19 protein-coding genes are annotated in these 16,713 nt (G+C 68.3%); 12 read left to right on the top strand and 7 right to left on the bottom strand.

Features of this window, described 5'->3' with window-relative positions; translation table 11 throughout:
• Positions 1–3 precede the first annotated feature (3 nt).
• On the bottom strand, positions 4–1,323 hold the full coding sequence (locus tag OC490_RS19955; protein ID WP_262059314.1) for an MFS transporter: 1,320 nt from the start codon (positions 1,321–1,323) through the stop codon (positions 4–6).
• Positions 1,320–2,003 carry a GntR family transcriptional regulator gene (locus OC490_RS19950; protein ID WP_262059313.1) on the bottom strand — a complete coding sequence of 228 codons (684 nt, stop codon included), beginning with the start codon at positions 2,001–2,003 and terminating at the stop codon, positions 1,320–1,322. Before OC490_RS19950 ends, OC490_RS19955 begins: the two co-directional genes overlap by 4 nt.
• A gap of 279 nt (positions 2,004–2,282) precedes the next feature.
• On the opposite strand from OC490_RS19950, the gene OC490_RS19945 reads away from it, so the two are divergent.
• Positions 2,283–3,191, top strand: coding sequence for a D-alanyl-D-alanine carboxypeptidase family protein (locus OC490_RS19945; RefSeq protein WP_262059312.1), 909 nt, complete (start codon positions 2,283–2,285; stop codon positions 3,189–3,191).
• 58 nt (positions 3,192–3,249) lie between these two features.
• Here OC490_RS19945 and OC490_RS19940 read toward each other — a convergent pair whose 3' ends face one another.
• A complete protein-coding gene (locus OC490_RS19940) occupies positions 3,250–3,423 on the bottom strand; it encodes a DUF397 domain-containing protein (RefSeq protein WP_262059311.1) in 174 nt (57 codons plus the stop codon).
• Positions 3,424–3,428: 5 nt separating this feature from the next.
• A complete protein-coding gene (locus OC490_RS19935) occupies positions 3,429–4,310 on the bottom strand; it encodes a helix-turn-helix domain-containing protein (protein ID WP_262059310.1) in 882 nt (293 codons plus the stop codon).
• Between the two features lie 234 nt (positions 4,311–4,544).
• Here OC490_RS19935 and OC490_RS19930 point away from each other — a divergent pair, with 234 nt between their 5' ends.
• The 8 genes from OC490_RS19930 to OC490_RS19895 all read left to right on the top strand — a co-directional run bounded on the left by OC490_RS19930 (position 4,545) and on the right by OC490_RS19895 (position 10,473).
• Positions 4,545–4,985, top strand: coding sequence for an ATP-binding protein (locus tag OC490_RS19930; protein WP_262059309.1), 441 nt, complete (start codon positions 4,545–4,547; stop codon positions 4,983–4,985).
• Between the two features lie 90 nt (positions 4,986–5,075).
• Positions 5,076–5,504 carry a WXG100 family type VII secretion target gene (locus OC490_RS19925; RefSeq protein ID WP_262059308.1) on the top strand — a complete coding sequence of 143 codons (429 nt, stop codon included), beginning with the start codon at positions 5,076–5,078 and terminating at the stop codon, positions 5,502–5,504.
• Positions 5,505–5,585: 81 nt separating this feature from the next.
• Positions 5,586–5,903 carry a WXG100 family type VII secretion target gene (locus tag OC490_RS19920; RefSeq protein WP_262059307.1) on the top strand — a complete coding sequence of 106 codons (318 nt, stop codon included), beginning with the start codon at positions 5,586–5,588 and terminating at the stop codon, positions 5,901–5,903.
• The gene (locus OC490_RS19915) at positions 5,903–7,654 is read left to right on the top strand and encodes an RNase A-like domain-containing protein (protein WP_262059306.1); all 1,752 of its coding nucleotides are present in this window, start codon (positions 5,903–5,905) and stop codon (positions 7,652–7,654) included. The genes OC490_RS19920 and OC490_RS19915 overlap by 1 nt, the downstream gene beginning before the upstream one ends.
• A gap of 73 nt (positions 7,655–7,727) precedes the next feature.
• Positions 7,728–8,312: a hypothetical protein gene (locus tag OC490_RS19910; protein ID WP_093627884.1), complete on the top strand. Its 585-nt coding sequence runs from the start codon at positions 7,728–7,730 to the stop codon at positions 8,310–8,312.
• A 40-nt stretch (positions 8,313–8,352) separates the two neighbouring features.
• A complete protein-coding gene (locus OC490_RS19905) occupies positions 8,353–8,712 on the top strand; it encodes an RNase A-like domain-containing protein (RefSeq protein ID WP_410098750.1) in 360 nt (119 codons plus the stop codon).
• Positions 8,713–8,739: 27 nt separating this feature from the next.
• Positions 8,740–9,393, top strand: coding sequence for a contact-dependent growth inhibition system immunity protein (locus OC490_RS19900; RefSeq protein WP_262059305.1), 654 nt, complete (start codon positions 8,740–8,742; stop codon positions 9,391–9,393).
• Between the two features lie 120 nt (positions 9,394–9,513).
• On the top strand, positions 9,514–10,473 hold the full coding sequence (locus OC490_RS19895) for a Bro-N domain-containing protein (protein WP_262059304.1): 960 nt from the start codon (positions 9,514–9,516) through the stop codon (positions 10,471–10,473).
• A gap of 97 nt (positions 10,474–10,570) precedes the next feature.
• On the opposite strand, the gene OC490_RS19890 is transcribed toward OC490_RS19895, so the two are convergent.
• Genes OC490_RS19890 through pdhA form a run of 3 tightly spaced genes read right to left on the bottom strand, consistent with a single transcriptional unit; the run spans position 10,571 to position 14,127 of the window.
• A complete protein-coding gene (locus OC490_RS19890) occupies positions 10,571–11,965 on the bottom strand; it encodes a dihydrolipoamide acetyltransferase family protein (RefSeq protein ID WP_262059303.1) in 1,395 nt (464 codons plus the stop codon).
• Between the two features lie 10 nt (positions 11,966–11,975).
• The gene (locus OC490_RS19885; protein WP_262059302.1) at positions 11,976–12,968 is read right to left on the bottom strand and encodes an alpha-ketoacid dehydrogenase subunit beta; all 993 of its coding nucleotides are present in this window, start codon (positions 12,966–12,968) and stop codon (positions 11,976–11,978) included.
• 1 nt (position 12,969) lies between these two features.
• A complete protein-coding gene (gene pdhA, locus OC490_RS19880) occupies positions 12,970–14,127 on the bottom strand; it encodes a pyruvate dehydrogenase (acetyl-transferring) E1 component subunit alpha (RefSeq protein WP_262059301.1) in 1,158 nt (385 codons plus the stop codon).
• A gap of 322 nt (positions 14,128–14,449) precedes the next feature.
• Between pdhA and OC490_RS19875 the strand changes: the two genes are divergently transcribed.
• The 3 genes from OC490_RS19875 (at position 14,450) to OC490_RS19865 (ending at position 16,681) form a co-directional block, all read left to right on the top strand.
• Positions 14,450–15,112: a response regulator gene (locus OC490_RS19875; protein ID WP_262059300.1), complete on the top strand. Its 663-nt coding sequence runs from the start codon at positions 14,450–14,452 to the stop codon at positions 15,110–15,112.
• Positions 15,113–15,161: 49 nt separating this feature from the next.
• Positions 15,162–15,563, top strand: coding sequence for a pyridoxamine 5'-phosphate oxidase family protein (locus OC490_RS19870; RefSeq protein ID WP_262059299.1), 402 nt, complete (start codon positions 15,162–15,164; stop codon positions 15,561–15,563).
• A 113-nt stretch (positions 15,564–15,676) separates the two neighbouring features.
• The gene (locus OC490_RS19865) at positions 15,677–16,681 is read left to right on the top strand and encodes a phosphotransferase (protein WP_262059298.1); all 1,005 of its coding nucleotides are present in this window, start codon (positions 15,677–15,679) and stop codon (positions 16,679–16,681) included.
• The last annotated feature ends 32 nt before the right edge of the window (positions 16,682–16,713 follow it).

Genomic DNA, 16,713 nt, shown 5'->3' with positions numbered 1-16,713 from the left:
TTGTCACGCGGGTACGTGCACCGTCTCCACCCGGCTCGCCACCAGCCGCTCGCGCTCGCGGCGGGCCGCCCTGCGCCGTAGCCGCAGGATCTGGCTGACGCCGAGCGCCTGGAGCACGAAGACCACCGAGAACGCGATCGAGTAGTTGTCGCCGGTCGCGTCGAGCAGCACACCGATCGCGAACAGGGTCGTCATCGAGGCCGTGAAACCACCCATGTTGGTGATGCCGGAGGCGGTGCCCTGACGCTCCGGCGGGTTGGCCGGGCGGGCGAAGTCGAAGCCCAGCATCGAGGCGGGACCGCAGGAGCCGAGCACGGCGCACAGCACGATCAGCAGCCACATCGGCGCGTGCTCGCCGGGGTAGACGAGGACGACCGCCCAGACGAACGCCGTCGCGCCGACCGTGCCCAGCGCCAGCGGCAGCCGTGCCGTGTGGTGCCGGGCGACGATCTGACCGTAGACCAGACCCACCACCATGTTGGACAGCACGACGAGGGTGAGGAGTTCGCCGGCGGTGGCGCGGGACAGGCCCTGGGCCTGGACCAGGAACGGCAGGCCCCACAGGAGCAGGAACACCATCGCCGGGAACTGGGTGGTGAAGTGCACCCACAGACCGAGGCGGGTGCCCGGTTCGCGCCAGGAGGCGGCGATCTGGCGGCGGACGTAGGCCGCGCCCCGGTGCGGGAAGGGCTCCGGTTCGTGGCCTTCGGGGTGGTCCTTCAGGAACAGCAGCAGCAGAACGAGGACTACGACCCCGGCGAGCGCGCTGCCCGCGAAGGCGGCCGTCCAGCCGATGCCGTGCAGCAGGCGGGCGATCACCAGGGTGGAGACGAGGTTTCCGGCCATCCCGGCCAGACCCGCGAGCTGTGCGACGACCGGTCCGCGGCGGGCCGGGAACCAGCGGGTGCCGAGCCGCAGCACGCTGATGAACGTCATCGCGTCGCCGCAGCCGAGCAGCGCGCGGGAGGCGAGGGCGGTGCCGTAGGAGGGGGAGAAGGCGAAGCCGAGCTGGCCGGCGGTGAACAGCACCACCCCGATGGTCAGCACCTTCTTGGTGCCGAGGCTGTCGACGAGCAGGCCGACAGGTATCTGCATGCCCGCGTAGACCAGCAGTTGGAGGATCGAGAAGGTGGAGAGCGCCGAGGCGTTGACGTGGAAGCGCTCTGCGGCGTCGAGGCCGGCCACACCCAGGGACGTGCGGAAGATGACGGCGACGAAGTAGACGGAGACGCCGATGCCCCACACGGCCATGGCACGACGGCCGCCGGGCGGATCACCGGGCAGGGACAGAGCGGAACTCGAACTACTACTGCTGCTGCTCATCGGACCTCGCCCCGAGCCAGGTGGGAGAACCAGTCGACGTGCTGGTGCACGATCCCGGCCGCCGCCTCCGCGTCGCCGGTGCGCAGCGCGCCGAGGATCGCCTCGTGCTCGGTGAGCGTCTTGGCGATGCGGTCGGGGTGCGAGTGCATGATGGCGACGCCCATCCGCAGCTGCCGGTCGCGGAGTTGGTCGTAGAGGCGGGAGAGGATCTCGTTGCCGCCGCTGCGGACGATCTCGGCGTGGAAGCAGCGGTCGGTGACGGCGGCGCCGGCCAGGTCGCCCGCGGCGGCCTGTTCCTTCTGCCGCGCGAGGAGTTCTTCGAGCCGGGCGATGAGGGTCGGTGACGCCGGTACGACCTTGCGGACCGCGTGCTGCTCGACCAGCATCCGGGTCTCCACCACGTCCGCGATCTCCTGTGAGGAGACGGGCAGGACGAGGGCGCCCTTCTTCGGGTAGAGCTTGATCAGCCCCTCGACCTCCAGGCGCAGCAGCGCCTCGCGCACGGGTGTCCGTGACACTCCCACGGCCTCGGCCAACTCGCCCTCGGTGAGCAGGATTCCGCCTTCGTAACGCCGGTCCAGGACACCCTGTTTGACGTGGGTGTAGACGCGGTCGGCGGCGGGGGGCTGCTTGACGGCGGGCGGGGAGGAACCGGTGGCGACGAGGGACGGGGACGACATGAGAACAGCATAGATACAACACGTACGCATGAGGACGGGCGTCCAGGATGCGGACGGGACCAAAGGGAACCAAGGAGGGGCACAGGTGCGTCTACGAGGATGCGTTTTCGCGAGGGGAACGCGGTCGGCACTCGGGGCATGTCACACATTCGAGGAACCCGGCCCAGCAACCGCACAACCTTCTGTGCTACTTACGTGTCACACACGTGCGGCCCTTCTCTTTCCCCCCTCCAACTGGGCCGCTCCTCAGGGGCATTCAACGTATTCGGGGTACCTCAGTTGATTACTGCCATTAACGGCATCAAGGGCAGCCGCTTCCGCAGAGCCGCCGCGGTCACCGTGACCGCAGGCGCCGTGCTCGCGACCGGCGCCCTGACCGCGGCACCCGCGCAGGCCGTCACGAAGCCGACGATCGTGGCCGCGGGCGGTTTTGTGATGAACAACGCCACCGGCAAGACGCTCTACACGAAGGCCGCGGACACCAAGCGGTCGACGGGCTCCACCACGAAGATCATGACCGCGAAGGTCGTTCTCTCCCAGTCGAACCTCAACCTCGACGCCAAGGTCACCATCCAGAAGGCGTACAGCGACTACATCGTCGCCAACACCGCCTCGTCCGCCCACCTGATCGTCGGCGACAAGGTCACCGTCCGTCAGCTCCTCTACGGCCTGATGCTGCCGTCGGGCTGCGACGCGGCGTACGCCCTGGCCGACAAGTTCGGTACGGGCTCGACCCGGGCCGCGCGCGTGAAGTCGTTCATCGCGAAGATGAACTCGACGGCGAAGACGCTCGGCCTGACGAACACGAAGTTCGACTCGTTCGACGGCATCGGCAACGGCAACAACTACTCGACGCCGCGCGACCTGACGAAGCTCGCCAGCAACGTGATGAAGAACGCCACGTTCAAGACGGTCGTCAAGACCAAGTCGTACACCGCCAAGACGGTCACCAAGACCGGCGGCACCCGCACGATGGCTGCCTGGACCAACACGAACACCCTGCTCAGCAGCTACAGCGGCACCATCGGCGTGAAGACCGGCTCCGGCCCCGAGGCCAAGTACTGCCTCGTCTTCGCCGCCACCCGCAACGGCAAGACGGTCATCGGCACGGTCCTCGCGTCGTCGTCGATCACGCAGCGCGCGACGGACGCGAAGAAGCTCCTGACCTACGGCTTCGCGACGATCTGACATACAGACACGTTCTTCGGGGGCCTGCCGCATGCCAGCGGCGGGCCCCTCGGCACGTTCAGTGCTTTATGAACGCGGCCCAGGCGGCGGAGGTGACCTGGAGTATCGGTCCGCCGGGGGTCTTGGAGTCGCGGACGGCGATCGTGGTGGGGACGTTGCGGGCGACCTCGACGCACTGCTGTCCGGCGTCTCCGCCGCTGTAGCTGGACTTGACGAACTCGAACTCGGTCACCGGATCTACATCTCCTTGCGAATGGCTTCGATCAGGTCGAGAGCGTTGCGCTCCGCCAGCCCCACTCGCGCGATGCGATCGAAGATCCGACCATGCCGGGCTGCGTCCTCCTCGCTCTCCAACCAGAGCGTAGAAGAAGGTACGTCCATGTGTACGACGTCCAGCGCACCGGGTTCCGCGAACGAGACGATGCTGAACGACCCGATCATGCCCGGGTTGGCGCCTGCCAGAAAGGACACCACCTGCAATTTCACCGTGTCCGTGCGCGCCAGGTCCAGCAGCTGACCCAGTTGTTCCCTCATCACCGCCCGCCCGCCCACGAGTTGGCGTAGCGCGCCCTCGTGCACCACGGCCCACAACTCCAGTGGCCGCTCCGAACTCAGTCGAGCCTGACGGGCCAGCCTGGCCTCCACAAAGGGTTCGATCTCGTCCGGGTCCTCCCACGAACCCGCGCCCACGGCCACTGCCCGGGCGTAGTCCGGTGTCTGCAACAGACCGGGGACAAAGGCGAGTTCCCATGTCCGCATGCTGGTAGCGATGTCCTCCAACGCCACGTACTCGACCATCGCGGAAAGCTGCGGGTACTGGTTCCACCAACCACGAGCCTTGCGTCTCTCACGGTCCGTCCCCGCGAGGGTCAGCAGTCGCCCGATCACCGGCTCGGCCGTCTCGCCGTACAGGTGACAGAGCGCGCGGATGTCCGGATCGCGGATCGGCACCAGCCCGCGTTCCATCTTCGCGACCTTGGCCACCGACGCCGACAGCGCCTCGGCGGCATGCGCCTGGCGCAGCCCGCGCACCTCACGCATACGCAGCAGTTCACCGCCCAGCCGCCGCGCCAGCACGGTCGACACGGACACACCGCGATCAGGGTTTCTACCTGCCATGTCGCCTTCCCTCCCGCCGAGTTGGTCACAGTCTGTGCGGTCACCATACGGAGAGCAAGCAAGTTCGAGTAGAAATTTATGGCCTCACACTTGCTGGCCCATTCATTACGCCGCTACCGTAAGTGCACAACAAGCAACGCAGCGAGACCAGTTGGCGGAAGTGCACCGTGCTGCCCACGGCAGAGCCACCCCACCTGGCCGTTGTCCCCACCCCGCACAAGGAGGTGCGCCCCGGTGACCGACTCCTGCCCTCCCGGACTCCCCGAGCCCCACGACCGCCGCTACGACCACTACGACGCCGTCACCTACACCCCGTACCCGAGCAACATCCCCCGCGCCCGCAGACACGTCGCCCACCTCACCGCCACCTGGGGACACCCCCACTCCGCCGGCGACGCGGCCCTGCTGGCAAGCGAGTTGTGCACGAACGCGTTACTTCACGGCTGCCTCCGCGACCGCCTGTTCCGCGTGGAGACGTCCCTCACCGGCAACGCCCTGCGCGTCGCGGTCACCGACCCGAGGGGTGAGCGACTCCCGTGGCCCCAAACATCCACCCCCGACGACCAGTTCGGCCGAGGTCTCCTCATCGTCCGTACGCTGGCCGCCCGTTGGGCCGTGGAGAGACTCACGGTCGGCAAGACGGTCTGGGCGGAGTTGAACATCGCGGGACCCTGAACGCCCTCGCTTCGGGGCCACCGCGAACCGTAGGATTATTGCAACAGCAAGTGACGTGTGATGCCGACGCGACGGGGGCGGGGATACGGCATGGCAGTGCCCGGAACCGGTGCGGGCCAGGGCGGCGGCCCCGACCTGAGGGTGACGTCCTCCGACCTCACCAAACTCGCCGGCGACCTCGACGACATGCAGGACCACCTCGACAAGCAGGTCAGACGCATGGACGCGATCGTCGACCGCATCGAGTCCGGCTGGCGCGGCCCGGCGGCGACGGCGTACCGCGAGTTCCACCGCGCGGCGACCGAGGACGCCGTACGCATCCGCGAAGTGATGAAGCTGCTGGAACAGGCCGTGCGGATGAGCCGGGACGGCTTCTCCGCGAACGACATCGAGGTGCTGGAGCAGATGCGGAAGATCCAGGTGAACGTCGGCAGCGAGGTCGACAAGCTGTCCACACCCAACGTGGAGGCGACGGGCGATACGCCGGCACCGCCCCGCAGCAGCCTCGACTCCTTCTGATCCTTTCCTTCTGAACGCGGGCCGCCAAGTTCCCGCCAACCAGCCATAGTTGCCGACCGATATCCAGTACCCAGGGGGATCATGTCGACCGGGGCTTCCGCCGACGACGACCACATAACCGTCTCCTTCGCCACGCTCCACGACCTCACCGCCGAGCTGGAGGACATCCTCAAGCAGCTCAACGGCAGACTCGACGACCTCTACGACCGCGCCGAGCCGGTCGTCCTGTCGTGGAAGGGCGAAGCCCGCGAGGTCTTCGTCGAGAAGCTCGACGAGTGGGACCGCTCGGCGCAGGACCTCCAGGCCGCGCAGAAGTGGTTGCACGCGTACGTCACCACCGGGCACGCGAACTACGCGGCGGCGCATCGGGCGGTGCTGCGGGGCTGGGGGGCGGCCTGATGACAGATCGGCCCAGCGACGCCGAACGCCAGGCGGAACGGGACCAGTTGAGAACGGCTGCCCCCGACGCGGGTGGTGGGTTCGATGTGCAGCCCGCCCACCTGTATTACACATCGGCGGTGGTAAGAGACGGACAGTTCGACTACGACAAGGGCGCGACCACACTCGTCGGCGCCCTCAACGCCTACAGCCAGTCGGCAGGCACCGGATGGGGTCCAGACTCCTTCGCAAACGTCTACATGCAGCTCGCCGAGAAGTTCGTGAAGGTCTGGGCAGCCAGCGTGGTGAGCGTCGGTGGCGTCGCGGTCGGTCTGACCGTGACGGCCAACAACTACCAGCAGGCGGACTGGTCCTCGCGTGGCATGTACGGCCCGTCACCCCGCCGTACTCCACCCGCCGTCATCGACAAAGAGCCCGACTACGGGAAGATCAACGACATCAAGTGGAGCGGAACCGGCGAGGACGCCGACTCCTGGGCGATCTCCGGCGCCCTCGGTGAGATCCCCGACTTCCTCGCGGACGTCATGCGACCGGCCATCGCATACGGACTCAACCTCGGCAAGACCACCGAGATCACACCGGGTGCTCGCGACGACGATCTCAAGGGAATGGCCACCGCATGGCGGGAGGCGGCGAGCGCCGCGCTCAAGGCCGGGGACAACTTCACCTCGGCGATCGACTACATGACTGACCCCCAGGGGAACAGCGAGTGGCAGAAGGCCATGAAGGCGTTCTGCCAGTCGATCTGGGGGACCACGGCCTGGGGCCGCAGCCGGAACGCACAAGGGCAGATCGCCCAGCAGGGCGCCCGCGCCTGGAAGACTTCGGGCAATGTGGCGCCCGCGCAGCGCCGGCCGATCCTTCAGGTGCTGCACAACACCGCCGACACGATCCAGAAGACCTGCGACGATCTGGCCCAGGTCGTGAACACTTGTCGGACGACCACCGAGAACCTCGGCAAGGCCGCGGCCAAGGCGACGGTGGTGGACCTGACGACCGGGCTCGATCTCCTGGAACTTCTCGAACTCGCCGCCACCGACATGTTCGGCAAGTTGGTCATGACCTTCCGCCAGCACATGGACAGGGAGGCCGCGGACAGGGCCGTCGAGACCTACCAGCAGGCGTTCAGTGATGCCGCCTCAACCCTCCTCCAGCTGGAATGGGAACTGGACGAAGCGCTCAGGAGCGCACCCACATTCATCGCGGAGGAGGCCAGGGCCGAGGCCTTCGGCGGTCGGTCGTTGAACGAGTTCAAGAAGGAGCACAAGCTGCTCAACGGGGAGAACCCGATCCCCTACAAGTACACGATCGACCTGGTGATGGAGGAGGACCTCGGCGGCGGCCACACCATCGACAAGCACGTCGGCAAAACCGACGCCCAGCTCCTGCAGCGGCTACGCGACCAGGCCAACGCCTCCGGCCAACCCTCGATCCCGGCGGCCTCCACCTTCACAGACCTGGCCTCGGCGCAGAAGTACACCCAGGACTGCATCCGGCAGAAGAGCGGCGCCATCGACGCGTGGCTGCAGACCGGGCCCCCGCCCCAACCCTCCAGCCCCCTCTTCGAAGTCACCTCAGTGAGTTCCGACCCCAACAACCCGCTGGGCGTCAGCCCGGTGACCGGGCGCACCTCAAGGGTCGTCAACGGCCAGGCAACCCCGGTGACCGACGCACACGGCGTCTCCACCCGCCTCAAATACGATCCCAGCCTCGACCCGCCCTTCATCGTGGTCACCTCCATGCCGAAGTAACCGGGCGCAAAAATGGGCTGCCGCCCACCGCAGCACCCGCACCGCCACCGATCCACCCCTCCTGGAAGAGCCGATGACAGCACTGAACGCCGACGCCTGGGCAGATGCCCTGACCATGTACGAGCGACGGTACTCAATCGTCACGGTGGGACCCCGCACCCACCAGGACTGGTCGCAGGACGCGCTTGCACTGTTGCGCAAGGAGGTTTCGGATCCGCGTTCCTGGCGAACCCTGGAGTACTGGTCGGAAGCGGACGAGGAATGGCGCGCGGACTGGCTGGCCCCTTTCGAGGAACCGGGGCCCGACTGGCCGACCGGGCTGTGGACCGTACCTCGGACATCGGTGGAACGATTGCTCGTCATGCTGTCCACCAACTGGCTGGATGTTCCCAACGAAAGCAAATGGAACGACTTCGAGGCCCGCCGACCGGAACTCGAACGCAAGGCCCGCGTGATCCTCTCCCGCTTCCCGGAGGGGACGTCCTTCTACACGAACAGCGGCTACCCGGGCTCGCACGGCGTCCACCCTGCCGACGCCCCGGACTTCTACGAGGCGACCACTGGTTGCACTCCCCTCTCGCAACACGACTGGGATCTCGGCCTGTTCGCGGTGTCCGAGACCGAAGTCGGCATCTTCTGGTCCTTCGACGCCACCTGAGTGCGCTGCCTCTTCATTCGATGCCATCCGAAGGAACTCCATGAACAAGATCGGCAACACCGACGACAGCGCCGGTCTACGTCCCGAACCCCCGGCTCTGGTGGCCACCCGCACCTCCACCTACCCCGACCGCGAAACCGCCCAATGGGCCACCCAACAGGTCGTCACCGCCAATGAGCAGGCAATCCACCGCTGGCTGGCTCAGTCCACGCGCCCCCGCCTGACCATCGAGGCGTCCTGGCCCTCCCGCCCCGAACCGGTCGGACGCGTGCTGCTCCAGGCGATGATGCTGGCCGGGCGGGAGCCCGTCGACGTACGCGCGGCCCGGGTGATCCTGAAGCGGGACGAGTCCCGGCCGCACGGCTTCGCCGTTCACGCCACCTTCCCCGTCTACCTGTAACGACCCGATCCGTAGAGGCTGACCACCGTGCCCCTGAGCCCCCTCGAACACGACCGCCGCTACGGCGAGTTGGACCAGGTGATCCGCGCCTACGCCGGGCAGTCTGCCGACGACACCCCGGACAAGGCGAGCGACGCGCTGATCGCCTACCTCCGCCACACCTGGCACAGCCGGCCGTGGGCCCTGGCCGTCGCCGAACGCCAACTCCGTGAGTACGCCGACAACCCTCCCGGCCGACTCCGCCTGCGTCTCGGCGAGTTCTACGCCATTCCGGACGTCGGCCTTCCCGAATCCGACCTCCAGCAGTGGCTGTACTGCCTCGCCGATCACATCAAGCACAGCATCGAGGAGGGCGAGGTCCCGCCCCCGGCCACCCCCGCCACCCACTGGGAATGGCACGCCCGCTTCCCTGAACTCGGTCAGTTCCTCGGCGGCTGGTTCTCGCAGGACATGCCGGACGAGTTCGACGACCACGACGCGGCGATCGACGACTACCGGGCCTCGACCGATCCGCAGCTCGTCGCCCGTCTCACCGGCGAGCTGCACGAACTGCTCGCCCTGGACATCGACGAGTCCGACTACGCCCTCGCCGTAGCCGAGTTGGGCATGGAGATCGACCCACCGGCGCCGTACTCACCCAGCGGCTGGCTCGCACTGGTCACCGACCGGCTCTCCGCTTAACACGTCCCAAGATCCCCGAGCCGCAAAATCGGCGATCTTCCTTCTCAACAGTGAACATCCGTGCGCTGGTTGGCATATTCGATTTCCTCCGCCCTACGTTTCGCTGCGGAGGTGGTTCATATGATCGAACCCAGCAAGCACAAGCCGAACCGGCAGTCGCCGCAGGACGCCATCGACATCAGCGACTTCGTCTACGCGGCAACCGGAGCCCGCGTCCGGAGGCTGACCATGCCGGACGGGACGTATTGGTTCCCTGCGGTGGATGTCTGCAAGGAGTTGGGACACTCCAATGCAAGGAAGGCTCTCACCGACCATGTTCCCGACGGGCACCGAGAAACTCTCGAGACCGTAACGAATGGTTACGGTCTCAGCGTTCCCGCAGGTCGGGAGTGGCGCCGAGACATGAATCTCATCAATCTTCAGGGGCTGCTCTTCCTCGTCAACGCCTGCACGAAGCCCTCCGCCGCGCCCTTCAAGCAATGGGCCGTCGAAGTGATCGAGACCATCCAGCGCGACGGCTCGTACACCCTCGAAGAAGCCGAGGTACAGCCCACCGACCCCGGAGCCCCTATCGCGTACGCGATGCCCGCGCAGGTCGCCGAAGCCATCGTCCGGCTGGAGGCGCACAACCTTCAGATGGACGGGGAACTCGCGGTCGCACAACGTGAATCGCTGGCGTTGCAAAGAGAGATGCTCGCCGCGCAGCGTGCGACGCTCGTCGCGCAGGAGGCCATCGCCCAGGCCATGGGACGCATCGCGGACCGGCTCGACGTGCTCGCTCTCGACCGTCCCGCTGTCGTCGACGCCCCCACCCTCCAGCCCACCACTGAATCCGTGCTGGCCGACTGGCGGCAACGGCTGTCCGTCACGGAGGACGTGTGGACGGTGGCCGTGGCGATCGCACCGGTACTGGTCGAGGAGGGGGAACTGCGTGAGCCGCTCGAATCGCTCGCGTCGCGTACGGGGCTGACAGTACGCCGCGTCAACGAATGTCTCCGCCTGCTGCGCCAGCACGCCTGCATCCGCTCGCGCGGCGGGACGGAGGACGGGGCGCCGGTGTACGTGCTCAACGGGTCCTGAGACCGGTCTGAACACTCCGGAACAGCGGAGGAGGCGGTCGCAAATCCAAGTTGCGACCGTCCCCTCCAGACGTCCTAGGCTACCGAATCCGCGGACTTCACCCCCAGGTGATCAACCGCTTCGGCTGCTCCAGAATCGCCGCCACGTCCGCCAGCACCTTCGAGCCCAACTCCCCGTCCACCAGCCGGTGGTCGAAGCTCAGCGCCAGCGTCGTGACCTGACGGGGCTTCACCTTGCCCTTGTGGACCCACGGTTGGAGCCTGATCGTGCCGATCGCGAGGATCGCGGACTCGCCGGGGTTCAGGATCGGTGTGCCGGTGTCGATGCCGAAGACACCGACGTTGGTGATGGTCACCGTGCCGCCCTGCATCGCCGCGGGGGACGTCTTGCCGTCCCTCGCCGTCGACACCAACTCGCCTAGCGACTCGGCCAGTTGCGGCAGTGTCTTCGCGTGGGCGTCCTTGATGTTCGGCACGAGCAGACCGCGCGGGGTCGCCGCCGCGATGCCGAGGTTGACGTAGTGCTTGAGGACGATCTCCTGGGCCGCCTCGTCCCAGGACGCGTTGATGTCCGGGTTGCGCTTGATGGCCACCAGCAGGGCCTTGGCGATCAGCAGGAGCGGGTTGACCCGTCGGCCCTGCATCTCCTTGTCCTGCTTGAGTTCCTCGACCAGCTTCATCGTGCGGGTCACGTCGACCGTCACGAACTCCGTGACATGCGGTGCCGTGAACGCCGAGCCGACCATCGCCGCCGCCGTCGCCTTACGGACGCCCTTCACCGGGATGCGGGTCTCCCGGGTCGTGTCGTACGTCGCGGAAGGCACCGAGAGCGCCGAAGGCGCGACCGGCTCGGAGCCGGCCTGCACAGGTGCAGGTTGCGGAACCTGCGCCGGAGCCACCGCCGCGTGCACGTCCTCGCGGGTGATGATGCCGTCCGGGCCCGACGGGGTGACCGTCGCCAGGTCGACGCCCAGGTCCTTCGCCAGCTTGCGCACCGGCGGCTTCGCGAGGGGGCGTCGCTCTACGACAGCGGTCCCCGCGTGGCCGTTCAGCTCCGCCGGTACGGCAGCCGACGCCTCCTGGGCCGGAATCTCCGCGCCCTTGCGGGGGCGGCGCTTCGTCGCGGACGTGGAGACGCCGTAGCCCACCAGCACCGGTGTGCGGGCGGCCGGCTTCGCCTCCTCCACCGGCTCCGGCTTCGGCTCGGGCGGAGCCTCGGCCGAGGAACCCGCGACCGCCACCGCGATGATGGATGTGCCCACCGCCACCGTCGTCCCCTCGGGGAAGCGGAGTTCGTGGACCACGCCGTCGTACGGGATGGGGAGTTCCACCGCCGCCTTGGCCGTCTCCACCTCGCAGACGACCTGGCCGTCGGTGACGGTGTCGCCGGGCTGGACGTACCACTTGAGGATCTCGGCCTCGGTGAGACCCTCGCCCACGTCCGGCATCTTGAACTCGCGTACGGACGCTTCAGCTTCAGTCATCGTCGTCACGACCCTCTCCTCAGTACGCCAGAGCGCGGTCGACGGCGTCGAGCACCCGGTCCAGGCTCGGCAGGTACTCCTCCTCCAGGCGGGCCGGCGGGTACGGGGCGTGGTAACCGCCGACCCTGAGTACCGGGGCCTCCAGGTGGTAGAAGCAGCGCTCGGTGATGCGGGCCGCGATCTCGGCGCCGGAGCCGAAGAACACCGGCGCCTCGTGGACCACGACCAGGCGGCGGGTCTTCTCGACCGAGGCCTGGATCGCGTCGAAGTCCAGCGGGGACACCGAGCGCAGGTCCAGGATCTCCAGCGACTTGCCCTCCTCGGCCGCCGCGTCGGCGACCTCCTGGCAGAGCTTCACCATCGGGCCGTAGGCGGCGAGGGTCAGGGCCGTGCCCTCGCGGACCACGCGGGCCTTGTGCAGGGGGTCGGGGATCGCCTCCGTGTTGACCTCGCCCTTGTCCCAGTAGCGCCGCTTCGGTTCGAAGAAGATCACCGGGTCGTCGCTCTGGATGGCCTGCTGCATCATCCAGTAGGCGTCCGACGCGTTCGACGGGCTGACGATCTTCAGGCCGGGCACATGGGCGAACAGGGCCTCGGGGGACTCCGAGTGGTGCTCCACCGCGCCGATTCCGCCGCCGTAGGGGATGCGGACGACGACCGGGAGTTTGACCTTGCCCAGGGAGCGGGCGTGCATCTTGGCGAGCTGGGTGACGATCTGGTCGTAGGCCGGGAAGACGAAGCCGTCGAACTGGATCTCCACGACCGGGCGGTAGCCGCGCAGGGCCAGGCCGATGGCGGTGCCCACGATCCCGGATTCGGCGAGCGGGGTGTCGACCACCCTGCGCTCGCCGAAGTCCTTCTGGAGGCCGTCCGTGACGCGGAAGACGCCGCCGAGCTTGCCGACGTCCTCGCCCATGATGAGGACCTTGGGGTCGGACTCCAGGGCGGCGCGCAGCGATTCGTTGATCGCCTTGGCCAGCGGCAGGTTCTTGGAAGTCGCGGTCTCCGCCATGTCACTTACCCCCTTCTTCGTCCGCGAACGACGCCTGGTAGGCGGCGAACTGGGCCCTCTCCTCGTCGACGAGCGCGTGCCCGTCCGCGTACACGTGCTCGAAGAGTGCGAACCGGTCCGGGTCCGGCATGGCACGGACCGCTTCGCGTACTCGCCTGCCCAACGTCTCGCTCTCGGCTTCGAGTTCCGCGAAAAATCCCTCGTCCGCGTGGTTTGCGGCCTCCAGATACCGGCGCAGCCGCAGGATCGGGTCCTTCGCCTCCCACGACTCGCGCTCCTCGTCGGCCCGGTACTTCGTCGGGTCGTCGGAGGTGGTGTGGGCGCCCATGCGGTACGTGTACGCCTCGACGAGCGTCGGGCCCTCGCCGCTGCGGGCCCGCTCCAGCGCCCACTTGGTGACCGCGAGGCAGGCCAGGACGTCGTTGCCGTCGACGCGGACGCCCGGGAAGCCGTAGCCCTGCGCGCGCTGGTAGAGCGGGACGCGGGTCTGCTTCTCGGTGGGCTCGGAGATGGCCCACTGGTTGTTCTGGCAGAAGAACACGACCGGGGCGTTGTAGACCGCGGAGAAGGTGAACGACTCTGCGACGTCGCCCTGGCTGGAGGCGCCGTCCCCGAAGTACGCGATGACGGCGCTGTCGGCGCCGTCCATGGTCACGCCCATCGCGTAGCCCGTGGCGTGCAGCGTCTGCGAGCCGATGACGATCGTGTACAGGTGGAAGTTGTTGGTGTTCGGGTCCCAGCCGCCGTGGTTGACGCCGCGGAACATGCCGAGCAGGTTGGTCGGGTCGACCCCGCGGCACCAGGCGACGCCGTGCTCGCGGTAGGTCGGGAAGACGTAGTCGTCCTCGCGGGTGGCCCGCCCGGAGCCGATCTGGGCGGCCTCCTGGCCGAGCAGCGAGGCCCACAGGCCCAGCTCGCCCTGGCGCTGCAGGGCGGTGGCCTCGGCGTCGAAGCGGCGGGTGAGCACCATGTCGCGGTACAGGCCGCGGAGCTCTTCGGGGGTGATGCCGGCGACGTACTTGTCGTACGGGGCGGTCTTGGCGTTCTTGACTCGCTTGCCCTCGGGCGTCAGCAGCTGGACGAGGTCCGGGTCGGCGCCCTTGGCCTTGCTTCCGGCGCTGCGTCGCGGCTTGCGCGTGGCAGTGCTCTCCACGGTCAACGTGTGCTCCTCCGTCGGTCCGGCTCCCCGGGTTCGCCGGGTGCCAGTGCGGCTCACCTGCGCCCCACGGACGCACAGGGTGGGTGCGGTTCGTCGGGAGCAGGCGTGACAGGTGCCCCGGCGAGCGCCCTGCAACAGGCACGTTACCCAGTGCTCCACAATTCTGTGAAACCCCTCCTGACCTGCGATTTTGCTTGGATTTCCAAGTAAATCGGCAAAGCCGGGAACAAGTCCTGGTCACAGCCTTGCAGGGGGCCGGAACAACGGCACGTTATCCCGGTCACCTCAGGCACGGGAAGAGGCCGCGTGTGAGACTTGCCGCGTGTACAGAGACGGAAAAATCAGTGTATTTCTCCTCGATGACCATGAAGTGGTACGCAGAGGTGTCCATGAGTTGCTCTCCGTGGAGGACGACATCGAGGTGGTGGGCGAGGCCGGCACGGCGGCCGACGCTCTGGTGCGGATCCCGGCCGTGCGCCCCGACGTCGCGATCCTGGACGTACGGCTCCCGGACGGCAGCGGTGTCGAGGTGTGCCGGGAGATCCGCGCCCGGGACGACTCGGTGAAGTGCCTGATGCTGACCTCGTACGCGGACGACGAGGCCCTGTTCGACGCGATCATGGCGGGTGCCTCCGGGTATGTCCTGAAGGCCATCCGGGGGAACGAACTGCTGAGTGCCGTACGGGATGTCGCGGCCGGCAAGTCGCTGCTGGACCCGGCGGCGACCGCACGGGTCCTGGAGCGGCTGCGCAACGGCGGCGCCCAGCCGGACGACAAGTTCGACGCGCTCACCGACCAGGAGCGCAGGATCCTCGACCTGATCGGGGAGGGGCTCACCAACAGGGCGATCGGTGAGCGGCTGCACCTCGCGGAGAAGACCATCAAGAACTACGTGTCCAGTTTGCTTTCCAAACTCGGCATGGAGCGGCGCTCGCAGGCGGCGGCCTACGTGGCGCGCAGACAGGCCGAGCGGCAGCGCCATTAGGGACCAAAGACCTCTCCCCCCGGAGGCCTGAAACGCCGACAGTGGTCCTATGTCCGAGGACGCACAGCCGGCCATCGCCCTGCTCTCCCGTACCGACCACGGCAGGGTGGCGACCACCCTGCGGGCGCTGCCCTTCCTGGCCTTCGCCGGGCACATCGTCCAGGACGGCCGGCTGCTGCTGCGCATGCCCCGGAGCCACGGCCACCACCACGCGTGCGTGGGCAGCGTCGTCGCCTACGGGGCCGACAACCTGGACTCGGCCGGGCCGGGCGAGGGCCTGTGGTCCGTGCAGGTGATCGGCACCTGCGAGCCGCACGAGCCGACGGCCGACCAGGTCGAGCGTTTCGGCCCGGCCCGGGACGCGATGGTGTACCTGCGCATCGAACCGCGGCTCGGCACCGTGCACTCGGTGGACGGCGGTCTGGAACGGCGCTTCGGGCCCACCCTGTGACCGAAAGCGACCATCGGCGACCGACCGGTGACTTTCTGTGACAAACCGCAGCTCACAGGCCCGTCTCGTGCCCTAGCATCGGCCGCGTGCCGCCCTTACGTGTACCACCCCCCGTGCCTCACGCGCCCCCGCTGGGCGCCCTCCTCCGCCAGTACGCCGCCGGGTCCGCCGTCACCTGCGAACCCGTCGAACAGGGCCTCCTGAACCGCGGCTACCGGCTCCGCACCACCCGGGGCCGCTACTTCCTCAAGCACCACTTCGACCCCGAGACCGCGGACCCGGCGGCGATCGCCCGCCAGCACGCCGCGACCCGGCGCCTTGCCGACCTCGGCGTCCCCGTCGCCCCGCCGCTGCCGGACCGCGACGGCCGTACGGTCGCCGTCGTGGGCGGTCACGCCTACGCCCTGCACCCCTGGATCGACGGCCGCCACCGCCACGGCGGCCAGCTCACCACCGTCCAGTGCGGACGCCTCGGCGCGCTGCTGGGGGTCGTCCACGCGAGCCTGGAGCGGGTGATGCCGGGACAGCGCGGGGAGTGCGTGCCGGGGGCCGACCCCGCCGACACCTTCGCCCTCATCGACGACCTGCTCGGGCACGTCCGCCGGCACCGGCCCGCCGACGCCTTCGACGAACTGGCCCACCACCGGCTGCTGGAGCGGCGCGAGCTGCTGGAACGGCACGCGGACCGGCGCTCGCCGCGCGGGGGGTCGGTGGGCTGGGTGCACGGGGACTTCCACCCGTTCAACCTGCTCTACAAGGGTGACGCCCCCGCCGCGATCGTCGACTGGGACCGGCTCGGCGTACAGCCCCGCGCCGAGGAGGCCGTACGCGCCGCCGCGATCTTCTTCGTACGGCCCGACGGGGCGCTCGACCTGCCGAAAGTGCGGGCGTACGCGCACGCGTACCGGCGGGCCGCGCGGGCCACCCCCTCCGAACTCGCCGCCGCCGTGCACCGGGTGTGGTGGGAGCGGCTCAACGACTTCTGGATGCTGCGCTGGCACTACGAACGCGGCGACACCCGCGCGGACCCCCAGTTCCCGGCGGCCTCGGCGCTCGCCGTGTGGTGGACGCGGGAGTACGACGCGGTGTGCGAGGCCTTCGCGGAGTACGCCCCCTAGAGGACGACGGAAAACGGCACGCGCGCGTGGAC

The organism is Streptomyces sp. STR69 (genome assembly GCF_024519455.1).
In the GTDB taxonomy this organism is placed as follows: Bacteria; Actinomycetota; Actinomycetes; order Streptomycetales; family Streptomycetaceae; genus Streptomyces.
This window is presented reverse-complemented; position numbering and strand designations above follow the sequence as displayed.